This is a genomic window from Nocardioides albertanoniae, from assembly GCF_006716315.1.
Lineage (GTDB): Bacteria > Actinomycetota > Actinomycetes > Propionibacteriales > Nocardioidaceae > Nocardioides > Nocardioides albertanoniae.
In genome coordinates this window covers 1426605-1440508 of record NZ_VFOV01000001.1, presented here as the reverse complement: position 1 = coordinate 1440508, position 13904 = coordinate 1426605, and the positions used below count along the sequence as shown (strand labels likewise).

Below are 13904 nucleotides of genomic sequence, written 5' to 3'. Positions count from 1 at the left end.
CGTACGTCGCTAGAAGTCGAAGCCGTCGAACATGTCACCGATGCCGTCGCCGATGCCGCCGAACATGTCACCGAGGCCGTCGCCGATACCACCGATCGCGTCGCCCATGCCCTCACCGATCTCACCGAAGGCGTCGAAGCCGCCGAACGCGCTGAACATCAGCCCGGCGAACATCCAGTCCATCGGCGAGAACGCGCCGAAGTAGCCCGCCGCGTAGGGCCGGTAGGCCGGGCCGCCCTGCCAGTAGGGCACCCGCTCGTTGCCGACCATCACCTTGCGGGTGTCGGGCTCGGCGCCCGCCTTGACCCGCTCGGCGTCGAGCGCACAGGCCGGTACGTCGCGCGAGGTGCCGCCCGGCGGCGCCCACTCCACGTCTTCGACGGAGAGCCCGTGGCGCGGGTCGAAGAAGCACGGCGGACGCCGGGTCGGCAGCGCCTCGCCGGCGACTCGCGCCTGCACACACGCCACCGCGTAGCGCCCGTCCTCGACGATCTCGGTGATGCCCTTGACGTCCTCGGGCTTCTCCATCTTGTCGACGGCCCGCTTCGCGGTCTCGTATTCGTCGAGCGCACGCTGATAGTCGGCGTTGGCGCCCTCGTCGAGCGCCTGCCCGGCCATCTCGAGGTCGAGCTTCTGGAGCTCTTCACCGAACGCGGTGACGTCTTCGAAGGCGAGCTGCTTGACCGGCTCGAGGTCAGCGCGCTGCTTTTCCAGGGCCCGCGCCTGCGAGCGCCTGCTGGTCACGACCACGGTGCCGATCACCGCGACGACGACGAGGAGTGCGATCAGAAGTCCCACGTCGACCAGCGTACTGCTGGGGTGGGCGCGGGGGTTCCTCCGTCAAGGTATGCAGACGAAGGCGCACATCCCACGGGGAGCTCCGCGTGGGATGTGCGCCTCGACCTGCATACCTTGACGGAGGAACGCTCAGGCGCGCTCGGATCAGCTGTAGTCGCGGAACCCCTTGCCGGTCTTGCGGCCGAGGTAGCCGGCGGTGACCAGGTGCTCCAGCAGCGGCGCGGGCGCGAAACCCGGCTCGCGGAACTCGAGGTAGAGCTCGCGCTCGATGGCCAGCGAGACGTCGTTGCCGACGACGTCGAGGAGCTCGAAGGGGCCCATCGGCAGTGCGCAGCCGAGCTTCATCGCGGTGTCGATGTCGTCGGCGGTCGCGTAGTGGCCCTCGAGCATCTTGACGGCGTCGTTGAGGTAGGGGAACAGCAGCGCGTTGACGATGAACCCTGCCCGGTCACCGCACGAGACCGGCGACTTGCCGATGTCGGAGCAGAGCGCGCGAACGGTCTCGGAGACGTCCTCGGACGTGGTGACCGTCGAGACCACCTCGACCAGCTTCATCACCGGCGCCGGGTTGAAGAAGTGCATCCCGACGACGTCGGCCGGCCGCTTGGTGACCTTGGCCAGCTCGATGACCGGCAGGCTCGAGGTGGTCGTGGCCAGGATCGCGCCGGGCTTGCAGATGTCGTCGAGGTTCTCGAAGAGCGTGGTCTTGATGGCCAGGTCCTCCGCGATCGCCTCCACGACGATGTCGACGTCGGCCAGGTCGTCGAGCGAGGTGGTGCCGGTCAGCCGGCCGAGGATCTCGGGCTTCGCCGACTCCTCCAGCTTGCCCCGCCCGATCGCCTTGTCGAGGCTCTTGGTGATCTTCTCGTTCACCTTGGCGACCTTGTCCTGGCTGCGCCCGACGTACGTCACGTCGTAGCCGCCCTTGGCGAAGACCTCGACGATGCCGGAAGCCATCGTGCCGGTGCCGACGACGCCGACCTTCGAGACCTGGCGGCGCAGCTCGTGGGTGGCGTCGGCGCTCGGGGTGAGGCCGTCGGGCACCACGACGGGTGAGTCGGCGCCCTCGTAGGTGTAGAAGCCGCGGCCCGACTTTCGGCCGAGCATCCCGGCGGTGACCATCTGCTTGAGGATCGGCGACGGAGCGTGGAGGCGGTCGCGGCCCTGGCGGTACATCGTGTCGAGGATCTCGTAGGAGGTGTCGAGCCCGATCAGGTCGAGCAGCGCCAGCGGGCCCATCGGGTAGCCGCAGCCCAGGCGCATCGCGGTGTCGATGTCCTCGCGGGTGGCGTAGTGGCCCTCGAACATCGAGACCGCGTGGTTCAGGTAGCCGAAGAGCAGCGCGTTGGCGATGAAGCCGGCCCGGTCGCCGCAGACCACCGGCGACTTGCCGAGCTTGCCGACGACCTCCCGAGCGTCTTCGAGCACCTCGGCCTCGGTCACCACGGTGCGTACGATCTCGACGAACTTCTGCACCGGCGCGGGGTTGAAGAAGTGGACGCCGACCACGCGGCCCGGCTTCTGCGACGCGGTCGAGATCTCGGTCACCGAGAGGGAGGACGTGTTGGTCGCCAGGATCGTGTCGGGCGCGACGATCTCGTCGAGGGTGGCGAGGATCTTCTTCTTCAGCTCGAGCGACTCGACGACCGCCTCGACGACGAAGTCGGCGTCCTTGAGGGCCGTCGGATCGGTGGCGAAGGTGATCCGGCCGAGCAGCGCCTCCTGCTCGTCGGCGCTGAGCTTGCCGCGCTTGACCGCGCGGCCCGTCGAGTTGGCCAGGTGCTCCTTGCCTCGCTCGAGGCCCTCCTCGTCCCGTTCCACCCCGACGACGGTGAACCCGTTGCGGGCGAACACCTCCGCGATGCCGGCACCCATGGTGCCCAGGCCGACGACTCCGACTGTCTCGATCGTGCGCTCACTCATGCCCGCATCCTGCCACGGTGTGATCCGACGCACAGGGGGTGCCGCTACATTCGGCCCCGTGACCGATCAGACCCAGACCGAGGCCTCAGCCGCCGAGCGCATCGAGGCCGAGCGGATCATCCCCGCCTCCCCCACCGACATCTTCGCCGTCCTCACCGACCCCGACGGCCACGTCGCCATCGACGCCTCCGGCATGCTCCAGTCGTCGGAGGGCTCACCGGTGGGCGCGGTCGATGACCGATTCGTCGTCCACATGGACCGTGAGGCCCTGGGCGACTACCCGATGGGCAGGTACGAGGTCACCGTGATCATCACGGCCTTCGAGCCGGCGATCAGGATCGAATGGACCATCGACGGCACCATCAAGCCTCCGATCGGCCACCGTTTCGGCTACGAGCTCGAGCAGCTCGATTCGGGCGACACCCGCGTCGTCTCCTACTGCGACTGGTCCACCGCCCACCCCGACTGGAAGCCGATCTTCCCGGTCATCGACCAGAAGTCCATCCGAGCCACCCTGGGGATCCTCGAACGAGCCGTACGCCGCGGCTACCCCACACCCTGAGCGCCGAAGCGTCACCTCTGCAGGTCGAGAGGTCAGAAATGCAGGTCGAGCCGTCACCTTCGTGACGGCTCGACCTGCAGAAGTGACTCTTCGACCTGCGGGAGTGACCTCTCGGCGGATCAGTAGGTGTGGAAGCCCTCGCCGGTCTTGCGACCGAGCTTGCCTTCCTCGACCTTCTGCGCCAGGAGCGCGGCGGGCTCGAAGCCGGGCTCGCCGAACTCGTTGCGGAGCTCGGTCTGGATGGCGAGCGAGACGTCGTTGCCGACGACGTCGAGGAGCTCGAACGGGCCCATCGGCAGACCGGCGGTCTCCTTGATCGCCGCGTTGATCTCGTCGATGGCGACGCCCGACTCGTGGAACTTGACGGCGTCGTTGAGGTAGGGGAACAGCAGCGCGTTGACGATGAAGCCGGAGCGGTCGCCGCAGGAGACCGGCACCTTCTTGACCGCGGTGGACAGCGCGCGCACGGTCTCGTCGACCTCGGGCGAGGTGAGGTCGGTGGTGACGACCTCGACGAGCTTCATGATCGGGGCCGGGTTGAAGAAGTGCATGCCGATGACGTCGGCGGGGCGCGAGGTGACCTTGGCGAGCTCGGTGATCGGCATCGAGCTGGTCGTGGTCGCGAGGATCGCGCCAGGCTTGGCGATGCGGTCGAGGTCGGTGAACAGCTGGGTCTTGATGTCGAGGTCCTCAGCGATGCCCTCGACGATCAGGTCGGCCTGGGCGAGGTCCTCGCGCGAGGTGCTCCCGGTCAGACGGCCGAGCACCGCGGTCTTGGTCTCCTCGTCCGAGCGGCCCTTGGCGATGGCCTTGTCGAGCGCCTTGGTGATCCCGGCGACGACGGCGTCGAGCTTCTCCTGCGAGCGGCCGACGAAAACGACGTCGAAGCCGACCTGCGCGAAGACCTGGACGATGCCCGAGGCCATCGTGCCGGTGCCGACGACGCCGATCTTCTCGATCGTGTGGCGCAGCTGCGGAGCCTGGGCGTCGTCACCGTCGGCCGCGGTGAACGAGCCGCCCTCGTCGGCGGTCTTGGTGAGCAGGTCGGCAGGCTTGTGCAGGTTGTCGCCGGACTCCTCGAAGCGGGCGAGCAGGGCGTCGCGTACGACAGATGCGCCGAGCTCGTCGACCGTGGTCAGCGGGCCCTTGGGGTAGCCGCAGCCGAAGCGCATGGCGTTGTCGATGTCGGTGGCGGTGGCGTAGCCGGACTCAAGCATGCGAATCGCGTGGTTGAGGTAGGGCAGTACGAGCGCGTCATGGATGGAACCCTGAGTCGAATCCGTCATGCGAACGAAGACTGCCATCTTTATTACCGGCGAGTAACCCATCGTCCACGTGAGCCTGCTCACACGCGCGTGGACATGGCGCCGGACTCGTTCCTCGAGTCGACCGACGCCTGACCGGTCCGGGTCACCTCATGCGATAGGTTTCCCGGGTGAGACTCGTCGTTGCCACCTGTCAGGTCGACTACGCCGGGCGGCTCACCGCCCACCTCCCGATGGCCACCAGAGTGTTGATGATCAAGGCCGACGGATCGGTGCTGGTCCATTCCGACGGCGGCTCCTACAAACCGCTCAACTGGATGTCGCCGCCCTGCACCCTCTCCGAGGGCAAGTCCGAGGACGGTCGTGTCGAGTGGACGGTGACCAGCAAGACCGACGACACCCTGCGCATCCTGATCGACGAGATCCACCACGAGACCTCCCACGACCTCGGCGTCGACCCGGGCCTGCAGAAGGACGGCGTCGAGAAGCACCTCCAGGAGCTCCTCGCCGACCATCCCTCCACCTTGGGCGAAGGGCTGATCCTCGTACGCCGCGAGTTCCCCACCCCGATCGGGCCGGTCGACCTGATGTGCCGCGACGCCGAAGGCCGCTCGGTGGCGGTCGAGATCAAACGACGCGGCGAGATCGACGGCGTCGAGCAGCTCACCCGCTATCTCGAGCTGCTCAACCGCGACCCGCTGCTCGCACCCGTGCGGGGCATCTTCGCGGCCCAGGCGATCAAGCCGCAGGCGCGCGTGCTCGCCGAGGACCGCGGCATCACGTGCGCCGTCGTCGACTACGACGCCCTGCGCGGCCTCGACGACCCGACCGAGAGACTCTTCTGAGCAACAGTTGATGCACGCGTAGGCAAGTTCACGCAAGTGCACCGACATTCCCCCACGCGACACCAGCGAGCGTGCCAGGATTCACGCATGTCCATGAACCACTCGGGGCATGGCGTTGGGGGCCGCCTGTCCGTGAGCGACGTCGAGGCGATCATGATCGACCTGCTGACGATGCAGCAGATGCACACGGCGGAGTTCCACGCGATCAAGAGCAGATCCGAGCGCTCCGACGCCGCGCTGGACGACGTCAACGCGCGGCTCGACAACATGGAGCGCCGGCTCGACGATCTGATGCTCTCGATGAGCCAGATCATCAACTGGATCAACCCCCGCTGAGAACCACCGCCCGACGATCAGGACGTCACGGTGATCGGGTCGCCGCCGGAGACCAGGCGCCAGTCGGCCGAGGCGAACTCGGCGGGGTCGATGACCTGGTTGGCGGTGACCCAGTCGATGAGCAGCTGACGGATCTCGACCTGCTGGTTGTAGACCACGGGCGCGTCGGTCACGTGCGGGAAGCCGCCACCACCCGACTGGCGGTAGTTGTTGACCGCGAGCACGAACTCCTGGTCGTCGGCGACCGCGACCCCGTCGTAGGCGAGGTCGGTGATACGCGAGCCGACGGCGGCGGCGATGTCGATGTCGTAGGTCAGCGCCGCGTCGAGGCCCGAGATCGTGTCGAAGTTGTAGTCGGGGGTGCCGTTGGGCGCGGTGTCGGTGGGCGCGTTGGTGACGTCGTCGATCGGGAACGGGCCGGTGCCGCTGATCTGCTTGAAGTAGCGCGCGGTGTATTCGAGGTAGTCCTTGACCTGGGCGCCGGTCACCTTCACCGCCATCAGGGTGTTGTCGTAGATGTAGAGGCCGGCCACGTCGCGTACGGTCACCTCACCTGCAGGGAAGGCGGCCGCACGGCTGAACGGAGCGGCGATCGAGATGACCGGCAGCTCCGCGTCGGCCCCCGTCAATGCCGCCTTGACCGCGTCGGCCTGCACGAAGTTGACGAAGTCGATGATGGGTACGTCCTCGACGACCGCCCGCGCGGCCAGCATCTCGACCGCCGAGGTGCCGACGACGGAGTTGACGTAGTCGATCACCACCTCGTGCTGCTCCTGCACCGCGGCCGAGACCTCCAGGTCGGGGTCGACGGTGTTGGAGTTGAGGGTCTGCGCCGTCGCCGACTCCAGGACCCAGCGCGGCTTGCCGTGACCCTTCTCGCGGCGTACGACCAGATCGATCACGGAGACGCGCATGCCCCAGTAGAGCGGCTCGGTCAGCAGCACCTGCTTGCCGGTCTCGGTGTTGGTGACGAAACGCTCGGTGATCTCACGGTGGGCGTGGCCGACGAGGATCGCGTCGACGTCGGGCACCTGCTCGGCGACCAGGGTGGCAGCGTTCTCCGGGGGCAGCTCGTCACCGTAGGAGCTGGAGGTGTCGGCGCCGGAGTGGGCGCTGATGATGACGAGGTCGCAGCCGGCCTTCTTGAGCTCGGGCACGTAGATCGAGGCCTGCTCGACCAGCCCGGGGAACTCCATCTTGCCCTCGACGTTGGCCTTGTCCCAGATCGCGATGCCGGGGTTGGTCAGTCCGAGCACGCCCACCTTGAGGCGGCGGCCGCGGCCGAGGTCGTAGTGCTTGATGATGTAGGGCGGGAAGACCGGGAGCTTGGTCGAGGGGTCGACGGCGTTGGCGCCGAGCAGCGGGAAGTCGAGCTGCTCCTCGAACGTGCGCAGGGTGTCGATGCCGTAGTTGAACTCATGGTTGCCGAGCGCGGCGGCGTCGTAGCCGACCAGGTTCATCGCCCGCGCCATCGGGTGGACCGCGCCATCGGTGATCGGGTCGATCCGGGCGTAGTAGTAGGCCAGCGGGGTGCCCTGGATCGTGTCGCCCGCGTCGATGGTGAGGATGGGGTCGTCGCCGCGCTCCGCGCGGACGGCGTCGATCAGCGTCTTGACCTTCGCGACGCCGATCTCGTCACCGGTGGTGTTCGAGAAGGCGGCGTTCTTGTAGTAGTCCCAGCTGAAGACGTTGCCGTGCAGGTCGGTCGTGCCGAGCACGGTCAGCCGCACCGTGTCGCCCTTGGGGGCGGCAGACGCGGGGGTGGCGGTGTAACCGGCGGCGGCCAGACCGGCCGCTCCGGTGACGGCACCGGACAGGACAGAGCGGCGGGTGGCGTGAGGCATCGGTAACGTCCTTGCACGAGTAGGTAATCGTCTGCAAGGAGATTCCTACCACTTCCGACGCCGCTTGGCGCGGGCTTTGAGGAGGCGCCTTCGCAGGCGCCTTCACCCACCTCAGGCGGCGAGGTGCTTCTTCTTGACGGGCTTGCCCTCGAGCGTCACCAGGCGACGCTTCTTGACCGTCATCCCGTCGGGCAGCGTGCCGTCCTTGAGCATGCGGATCGGGCAGCGCTTGCAGCGCGGCTTCGATACGCAGCACTCCGTCTTGGGAGGCTTCTTCCCCTTCTTGCCCACGGCCACAGCGTAACAGCGGACTTAGGGGAGCCTTACTTCGTCGCGAGCTCCGAGACGAGCTCGGCGACCTCGGTGGCGCAGCCCCAGCTCAGCGTGACCCCGGCGCCACCGTGGCCGTAGCAGTGCACCACCGTGCCCTCGCGCTCGAGGCGCACGGCGGGACGTGCCGGACGCAGGCCGACGCGGTGGGCCCTGACCCCGAGGTGCGCGATCTCCGGCACGAGGGCCGCCGCATCGGCGAGGATCCGCTCGGCCGTACGCGGATCCGGGCTCTGGCTCCAGGCGTGCGGCACCGAGGTGCCACCGACGACGGTGTCGCCGCCGCGCGGGAGGACATAGACAGGCGCGGAGCCCTCGGCCTCCAACCACTCCTCGGTGGCACCGGCCTCGAGCACGACGACCTGGCCCTGCACCGGATAGAGGCTGGTGTCACCGACCAGCTCTCGGGCGCCGAGACCGGTCGCGTTGACGACGACGTCGGCATCCACGCTCGAGAGGTCGGTGACCGAACCCGTCGAGACGGTGCCGCCCGCCTCGGTGACCTGGCGCTCCAACCACTCCAGATAGACCGGCATCTCGGCGATCGGCGCGGTGAACTCTGCACGGCCGCCGACGACGCTCAGGTCGGTCAGCGGCGCGGCCCACCACAGGTCGTCCTCCGGGTTGTGCTGGGCGCCGTGCACCATGCGTACGCCTGCGGCCGGCTCGTCGGTGGCCAGCCGGGAGAGCTCGTGAAAGGTCTCGGCGGCCCACGCCGCGACCCGTTCGCGCGGCTCGGCCAGGTAGGGGAACCAGAAGCCTCCCGCGATGGCCGAGGTGGTGCCGGTCGTACGCTCCCGGCCGATCACGCTCACCCGGTGGCCGGCCTCGAGCAGCCGCACCGCGCAGGAGAGACCGATGACACCTGCTCCGACCACCGTGACCCGCATGCTCGGCAGGCTACCGCCGCTGGGGTAACACGTTGTTCGTAGGACTATCCGGTCGTTTGAAACGACCGGATAGTCCTACGAACAACGTGTTGCACGACTCGCGGACGGGCCGGACTCAGCGCGCTTGGGCGAGGCGCCGAGCCAGGACCGGGACGACGATGACCGCAGCGACGACGTGCAGGGCCATCAGGACGATCGCGCTGGGGACGTCGAAGCCGAAGGTGGCGTCGGGGACGAGCGAGGCGACCGTCAGCACGACAGTGGTGACGACGAACGTACGCCGCGGGCGGCGGGCCACCCGGGCCATGATCGCGGCCATCGCGACGCCGACGAGCGAGAAGACGGCGGTCAGCTGGGTGAAGCCGAGGAGCGGGATCGGCCCGTCGGCGGTCTCGAAGCTCACTCCGGCGGCCATCGCGACCGCTGCGAGCGCTGTGATGGCCACCGAGGCGGCGACCACCGCGGCGAGGCCGTGGAGCCAGACGGACCGGCGAGCAGAGGTGCGGCTGGTGGTGGCGTACTGCTGGGTGTTGGTGATCGTGGACATCTCAGTCTCCCGTGACGTGGTGGGAGGCGCCGTCCGCCTCCCTCTGCCTACTCCACGAACGGGCACGCTCGAGATCGACAAGGGCTCCCGAGATTCTTCGAAGAATCTTCGGGAGCCCTCGCGATCATCGACTCCAGGGGCCGGTCAGGAGAGGTCGTTGGCCTTCCGGACGACCTCGACGATGTCGGCCATGATCTCGGTGAGGCTGAAGTCCTTGGGCGTGTAGACCGCCGCGACACCCGACTCGATCAGGGTCTTGGCGTCGGACTCGGGCACGATGCCGCCGACGATGACCGGCACGTCACCGAGCCCGGCCTCGCGCAGCCCCTCGACCACCGACGGCACCAGTGACATGTGGGAGCCGGAGAGGATGGAGAGCCCGACCACGTGCACGTCCTCGGCGACAGCCGCGGCGACGATCTGCTCGGGGGTAAGCCGGATGCCCTGATAGATGACCTCGAAGCCGGCGTCACGCGCGCGGACCGCGACCTGCTCGGCACCATTGGAGTGGCCGTCGAGGCCCGGCTTGCCGACGAGCATGCGCAGCTTGACGCCGAGCTCCTCGCCGGTGGCCTTGACCCGCTCGCGGACGGCGGCCAGCTCGGCCCCCGCCTCCGCGGCACCGACGGCACCGGAGACGCCCGTGGGCGCACGGAACTCGCCGAAGACCTCGCGCAGCGTGCCGGCCCACTCCCCCGTGGTCGCGCCGGCACGGGCGGCCGCCAGGGTCGCCTCCATCAGGTTGACGTCGGTCTTCGCGGCGGCGGCCAGCGCTGCCAGCGCCTCGGAGACGGCGGCCTCGTCACGCTGTGACTTCCACGCCTCGAGCGACTCCTTGGCGGCCTCCTCGGCGCGCGGGTCGGCGACCATGATCGCGCCGTCGAGGTCAGCGGTGAGCGGCGACGGCTCGGTGGTGGTGAACTTGTTGACGCCGACGATGAGCTCCTCGCCCGACTCGATGGCGCCGCGACGGCGCGCATGCGAGGAGACGAGCTCGGACTTCATGTAGCCCGAGTCGACGGCGGCGATCGCGCCGCCCATCGCCTGGACCCGGTCGATCTCCTCCTTGGCGCCCGAGACGAGCTCGGCGACCTTGGCCTCGATGACCGGCGAACCGTCGAAGATGTCGCCGTACTCGAGCAGGTCGGACTCGAAGGCCAGCACCTGCTGCAGCCGCAGCGACCACTGCTGGTCCCACGGACGCGGCAGGCCGAGCGCCTCGTTCCAGGCGGGCAGCTGCACGGCGCGCGCCCGCGCGTTCTTGGAGAGCGTCACCGCGAGCATCTCCAGCACGATGCGCTGGACGTTGTTCTCCGGCTGGGCCTCGGTCAGACCGAGGGAGTTGACCTGCACGCCGTAGCGGAAGCGGCGCATCTTCGGGTCCTCAACGCCGTAGCGCTCGCGGGTGATCTCGTCCCACAGCTCGACGAAGGCGCGCATCTTGCACATCTCCTCGACGAAACGCACGCCGGCGTTGACGAAGAACGAGATGCGGCCGACGACCTTGCCGAAGTCCTCCTCGGAGACCTGACCGGAAGCCTTGACCTGGTCGAGCACCGAGATGGCGGTGCACATCGAGTAGGCGATCTCCTGCACCGGGGTCGCCCCGGCCTCCTGCAGGTGATAGCTGCAGATGTTGATCGGGTTCCACTTCGGGATCTGGTGGACCGTGTAGGCGATCATGTCGGAGATCAGCCGCAGGGAGTGCTCGGGCGGGAAGACGTACGTCCCGCGGGAGAGGTACTCCTTGATGATGTCGTTCTGCGTGGTGCCGGCCAGCTTGGCCGCCACCTCGGTCGGATCCATCTCGGGGTTCTGCTCCTCTGCGGCGACCTGATACATCGCGAGCAGCCACATGGCGGTCGCGTTGATCGTCATCGAGGTGTTCATCTCGGTGAGCGGGATCTGGTCGAAGAGCTTGCGCATCTCGCCCATGTGCATGATCGGCACGCCGACCTTGCCGACCTCGCCGAGGGCGAGGGTGCTGTCGGGGTCGTAGCCGGTCTGCGTCGGCAGGTCGAAGGCGACCGAGAGACCGGTCTGCCCCTTGGCGAGGTTGTTGCGATAGAGCGCGTTGGACGCCTCGGCGGTCGAGTGGCCGGCGTAGGTCCGCATGACCCAGGGGCGGTCCTTCGCGGGGCGGCTGCTCTGATCGCCTCGGGTCTGGTCGCCTCGGGCTTCGCTTCGGCCGGGCTCGGCAGGCGTGGTGTCCGTCATAGGAGGCATGCTAGCCCCTCGGTTACCGATCAGTAACCGGGTCCGGGTGTGGAAAATCCCACTCCGTCGCGGCTGCAGCAGTGACGACGCTAGGCGATCAGCGGCGAGTTCTCCACCTCGAGGACGCGATAGAGCCTGGAGAGATGCAGCATCCGGCGTACGGCCGGGGTGCAGCCCTGCAGGATCAGGCGGCGCCCGTCGATGTGCGCCTGCCTGGTCGCGACGGCGAGCAGCTTCAGCGCCGTGACGTCGGCGCAGTGCACCCCCGAGACATCGAGCACGACATCCCCCTCGACAGTGTCGAGATGGTCGTAGATGACGCTGCGCGCCATCCAGGTGCTGCGTACGTCGAAGTCTCCGCTCAGCACCAGGGTCGGTCCGTCGATCACGATCTCCATGCCCTGCCTCCGTCCCCCGGGAAGTGGGGTTGCCCTACGTCTGTGACGGTTCGTCTCGCCCACTATGACGCGCGACACAGCCGATTGGTTGCACCACATCAGCCTCATTCGTCACTTCCGTCACTATTTCCTGTCATTTGACCCAACTCGTCCCACAGGCCGACGCGCATCGATGTGTGGTCGGCCGAATAGGCTCGGCGCATGGTCAACCTGACGCGCATCTACACCCGCACCGGCGATGCCGGTGAGACCCGGCTCGGCGACATGAGCCTGACCGCGAAGACCGATCTGCGACTGGAGGCCTACGCCACCACCGACGAGGCCGGGGCCGCGATCGGGGTCGCGCTGGCGCACGGCGGCATCGACGCCGACGTCGTGAAGGTGCTGACGACCATCCAGAACGACCTCTTCGACGTGGGCGCCGACCTCTCGACCCCGGTGGTGCCCGACCCCGAATACCCGCCGCTGCGCGTCGAGCAGGCCTACGTCGACCGGCTCGAGGCCTGGTGCGACGAATACAACGAGACCCTGGAGAAGCTGCGCTCCTTCATCCTCTCCGGCGGCACCGTCGCGGCGGCCCACCTGCACGTGGCCCGCACCGTCGCGCGTCGCGCCGAGCGGGCGGCGTGGGCGGCGTACGCCGAGCATGGCGAGACCATGAACAAGCTGGCCCTCACCTACCTCAACCGCCTCAGCGACCTGCTCTTCATCCTCGCCCGGCACGCCAACCGGGAGCAGGGCGACGTGCTCTGGGTGCCCGGCGGCGAGCGCTGAGCCTCAGGGGGCGCTGAGCCTCAAAGCCAGCCGCGGCGACCGGCCTCGAAACCGAGCTGCAGGCGGGTGTCGACGTGCGCGCGATCCATCATCTGACGTACGCGGCGCTGCACCGTGCGCAGCGACAGACCCAGCTGCGCCCCGATGGAGGCGTCCGTCAGACCCGCGAGGAGAAGCGAGAGCACCTTGGTGTCGAGGGGCTCGAGACGGTCGGCGGCGGTCTCCACGGTGCCCTCCGGGGTCGCCACCAGCTTGGGGGCGGAGGCCCAGATGAGGTCGAAGAGGGCGTTGAGCGCGTCGAGCAGACCGCTGGGGTGGAGCAGCAACGCGTCCTGGACGGTGTTGTGCTCGCCCGACGGCGAGACGCTCTGCATCAGCGGGATCAGGGCGATCTCGCGGTCGACGATGAAGGTACGCAGCGGCACCGTGGGCACGACGCGCAGCTCGATGCCGATCTGGAGCCCGGAGTCGATCGACTCGTAGATGCCAGGGGTGTCGAAGACGGAGCGCTCGAGCACGATGTCGTGCCTGACGCCGCGCTCGATCGCGGCGCGCTCGGCCTCGTCGGCGTCTTCTCGGGTGACCACCGCCGCCTGCGGCTTCTGCAGCGCCTGGATCGACTTCCGCGCCGAGTACTGCAGCTGCGCGAACCGCTGGGCGATGGCCTCGGTGCCGTGCACGACGTCGACGACATCGGCCACGTCGCGGCGGGCCACCGAGCCGCGGTAGAGGCCGGAGAGCTCGGTCATCTCGACCTGCGCGCGGCGGAGCTCGTCCTGCCGCTGCACCAGCAGCGCCCCCAGGGCGACCGCCGGCGGCGAGGCGACGTAACGGTCCTGTCCCGCCGATGCCCGCGCCACCAGACCCTTTCCCTCGAGCGCCGAGAGCACCGCGGTGGTCGCGTAGGTGTCGAGGTCGGCTGCCTCGGCCAGCTCGTCAAGGTTGGCCGAGGGCGCGCCGACCAGCTGGCGGTAGACCGTCTCCTCGAGGGCGTCGAGACCGAGCGCATCAAGCATCAAGACACCTTTCATGACTGAGATCGAACGACGGACATCATGGCAGATATACGACACGGCACATTCCCGCCATGGCGGTTCGACTTGCTTTCCTAGGCAACTTGGCCGAAAGTATTCATCGCCACCTCGGTCCGGATCCCCCCGCTCGGATCGAGGTGG

The 13904-nt window shown here is 68.3% G+C and carries 14 protein-coding genes; 4 read left to right on the top strand and 10 right to left on the bottom strand.

Going from position 1 to position 13904, the window contains the following annotated elements; translation table 11 throughout:
• Nucleotides 1-9 precede the first annotated feature (9 nt).
• Both FB381_RS06875 and FB381_RS06870 read right to left on the bottom strand, forming a co-directional pair.
• Complete coding sequence (locus FB381_RS06875; RefSeq protein WP_141779604.1) at nucleotides 10-798, bottom strand: hypothetical protein; 789 nt, start codon at nucleotides 796-798, stop codon at nucleotides 10-12.
• A 144-nt stretch (nucleotides 799-942) separates the two neighbouring features.
• Entirely contained in the window at nucleotides 943-2721 is a 1779-nt protein-coding gene (locus FB381_RS06870; RefSeq protein WP_141779603.1) for a 3-hydroxyacyl-CoA dehydrogenase family protein, read from the bottom strand.
• 58 nt (nucleotides 2722-2779) lie between these two features.
• On the opposite strand from FB381_RS06870, the gene FB381_RS06865 reads away from it, so the two are divergent.
• Nucleotides 2780-3283 (top strand): SRPBCC family protein, encoded by a 504-nt coding sequence (locus FB381_RS06865; RefSeq protein ID WP_141779602.1) that lies wholly within the window; start codon nucleotides 2780-2782, stop codon nucleotides 3281-3283.
• Between the two features lie 119 nt (nucleotides 3284-3402).
• Here FB381_RS06865 and FB381_RS06860 read toward each other — a convergent pair whose 3' ends face one another.
• Nucleotides 3403-4569: a 3-hydroxyacyl-CoA dehydrogenase family protein gene (locus FB381_RS06860; RefSeq protein WP_141779601.1), complete on the bottom strand. Its 1167-nt coding sequence runs from the start codon at nucleotides 4567-4569 to the stop codon at nucleotides 3403-3405.
• A 149-nt stretch (nucleotides 4570-4718) separates the two neighbouring features.
• Here FB381_RS06860 and nucS point away from each other — a divergent pair, with 149 nt between their 5' ends.
• Both nucS and FB381_RS06850 read left to right on the top strand, forming a co-directional pair.
• Nucleotides 4719-5393, top strand: coding sequence for an endonuclease NucS (nucS, locus tag FB381_RS06855; protein WP_141779600.1), 675 nt, complete (start codon nucleotides 4719-4721; stop codon nucleotides 5391-5393).
• 87 nt (nucleotides 5394-5480) lie between these two features.
• The gene (locus tag FB381_RS06850) at nucleotides 5481-5729 is read left to right on the top strand and encodes a hypothetical protein (RefSeq protein WP_141779599.1); all 249 of its coding nucleotides are present in this window, start codon (nucleotides 5481-5483) and stop codon (nucleotides 5727-5729) included.
• Nucleotides 5730-5746: 17 nt separating this feature from the next.
• On the opposite strand, the gene FB381_RS06845 is transcribed toward FB381_RS06850, so the two are convergent.
• From FB381_RS06845 to FB381_RS06820, 6 genes are all read right to left on the bottom strand, one after another.
• Nucleotides 5747-7573: a bifunctional metallophosphatase/5'-nucleotidase gene (locus FB381_RS06845; RefSeq protein WP_141779598.1), complete on the bottom strand. Its 1827-nt coding sequence runs from the start codon at nucleotides 7571-7573 to the stop codon at nucleotides 5747-5749.
• 111 nt (nucleotides 7574-7684) lie between these two features.
• The gene (locus FB381_RS06840) at nucleotides 7685-7864 is read right to left on the bottom strand and encodes a hypothetical protein (protein WP_141779597.1); all 180 of its coding nucleotides are present in this window, start codon (nucleotides 7862-7864) and stop codon (nucleotides 7685-7687) included.
• A gap of 32 nt (nucleotides 7865-7896) precedes the next feature.
• Nucleotides 7897-8793: an NAD(P)/FAD-dependent oxidoreductase gene (locus FB381_RS06835; protein WP_141779596.1), complete on the bottom strand. Its 897-nt coding sequence runs from the start codon at nucleotides 8791-8793 to the stop codon at nucleotides 7897-7899.
• Between the two features lie 115 nt (nucleotides 8794-8908).
• On the bottom strand, nucleotides 8909-9340 hold the full coding sequence (locus tag FB381_RS06830) for a DUF6069 family protein (RefSeq protein WP_246087994.1): 432 nt from the start codon (nucleotides 9338-9340) through the stop codon (nucleotides 8909-8911).
• A gap of 144 nt (nucleotides 9341-9484) precedes the next feature.
• A complete protein-coding gene (locus tag FB381_RS06825) occupies nucleotides 9485-11566 on the bottom strand; it encodes a protein meaA (RefSeq protein ID WP_141779594.1) in 2082 nt (693 codons plus the stop codon).
• Between the two features lie 80 nt (nucleotides 11567-11646).
• On the bottom strand, nucleotides 11647-11955 hold the full coding sequence (locus tag FB381_RS06820) for an STAS domain-containing protein (RefSeq protein ID WP_170225083.1): 309 nt from the start codon (nucleotides 11953-11955) through the stop codon (nucleotides 11647-11649).
• Nucleotides 11956-12156: 201 nt separating this feature from the next.
• On the opposite strand from FB381_RS06820, the gene FB381_RS06815 reads away from it, so the two are divergent.
• Nucleotides 12157-12729 (top strand): cob(I)yrinic acid a,c-diamide adenosyltransferase, encoded by a 573-nt coding sequence (locus FB381_RS06815; RefSeq protein ID WP_141779593.1) that lies wholly within the window; start codon nucleotides 12157-12159, stop codon nucleotides 12727-12729.
• A gap of 20 nt (nucleotides 12730-12749) precedes the next feature.
• Here FB381_RS06815 and FB381_RS06810 read toward each other — a convergent pair whose 3' ends face one another.
• The gene (locus tag FB381_RS06810) at nucleotides 12750-13745 is read right to left on the bottom strand and encodes a helix-turn-helix domain-containing protein (RefSeq protein ID WP_170225082.1); all 996 of its coding nucleotides are present in this window, start codon (nucleotides 13743-13745) and stop codon (nucleotides 12750-12752) included.
• Between the last annotated feature and the right edge of the window lie 159 nt (nucleotides 13746-13904).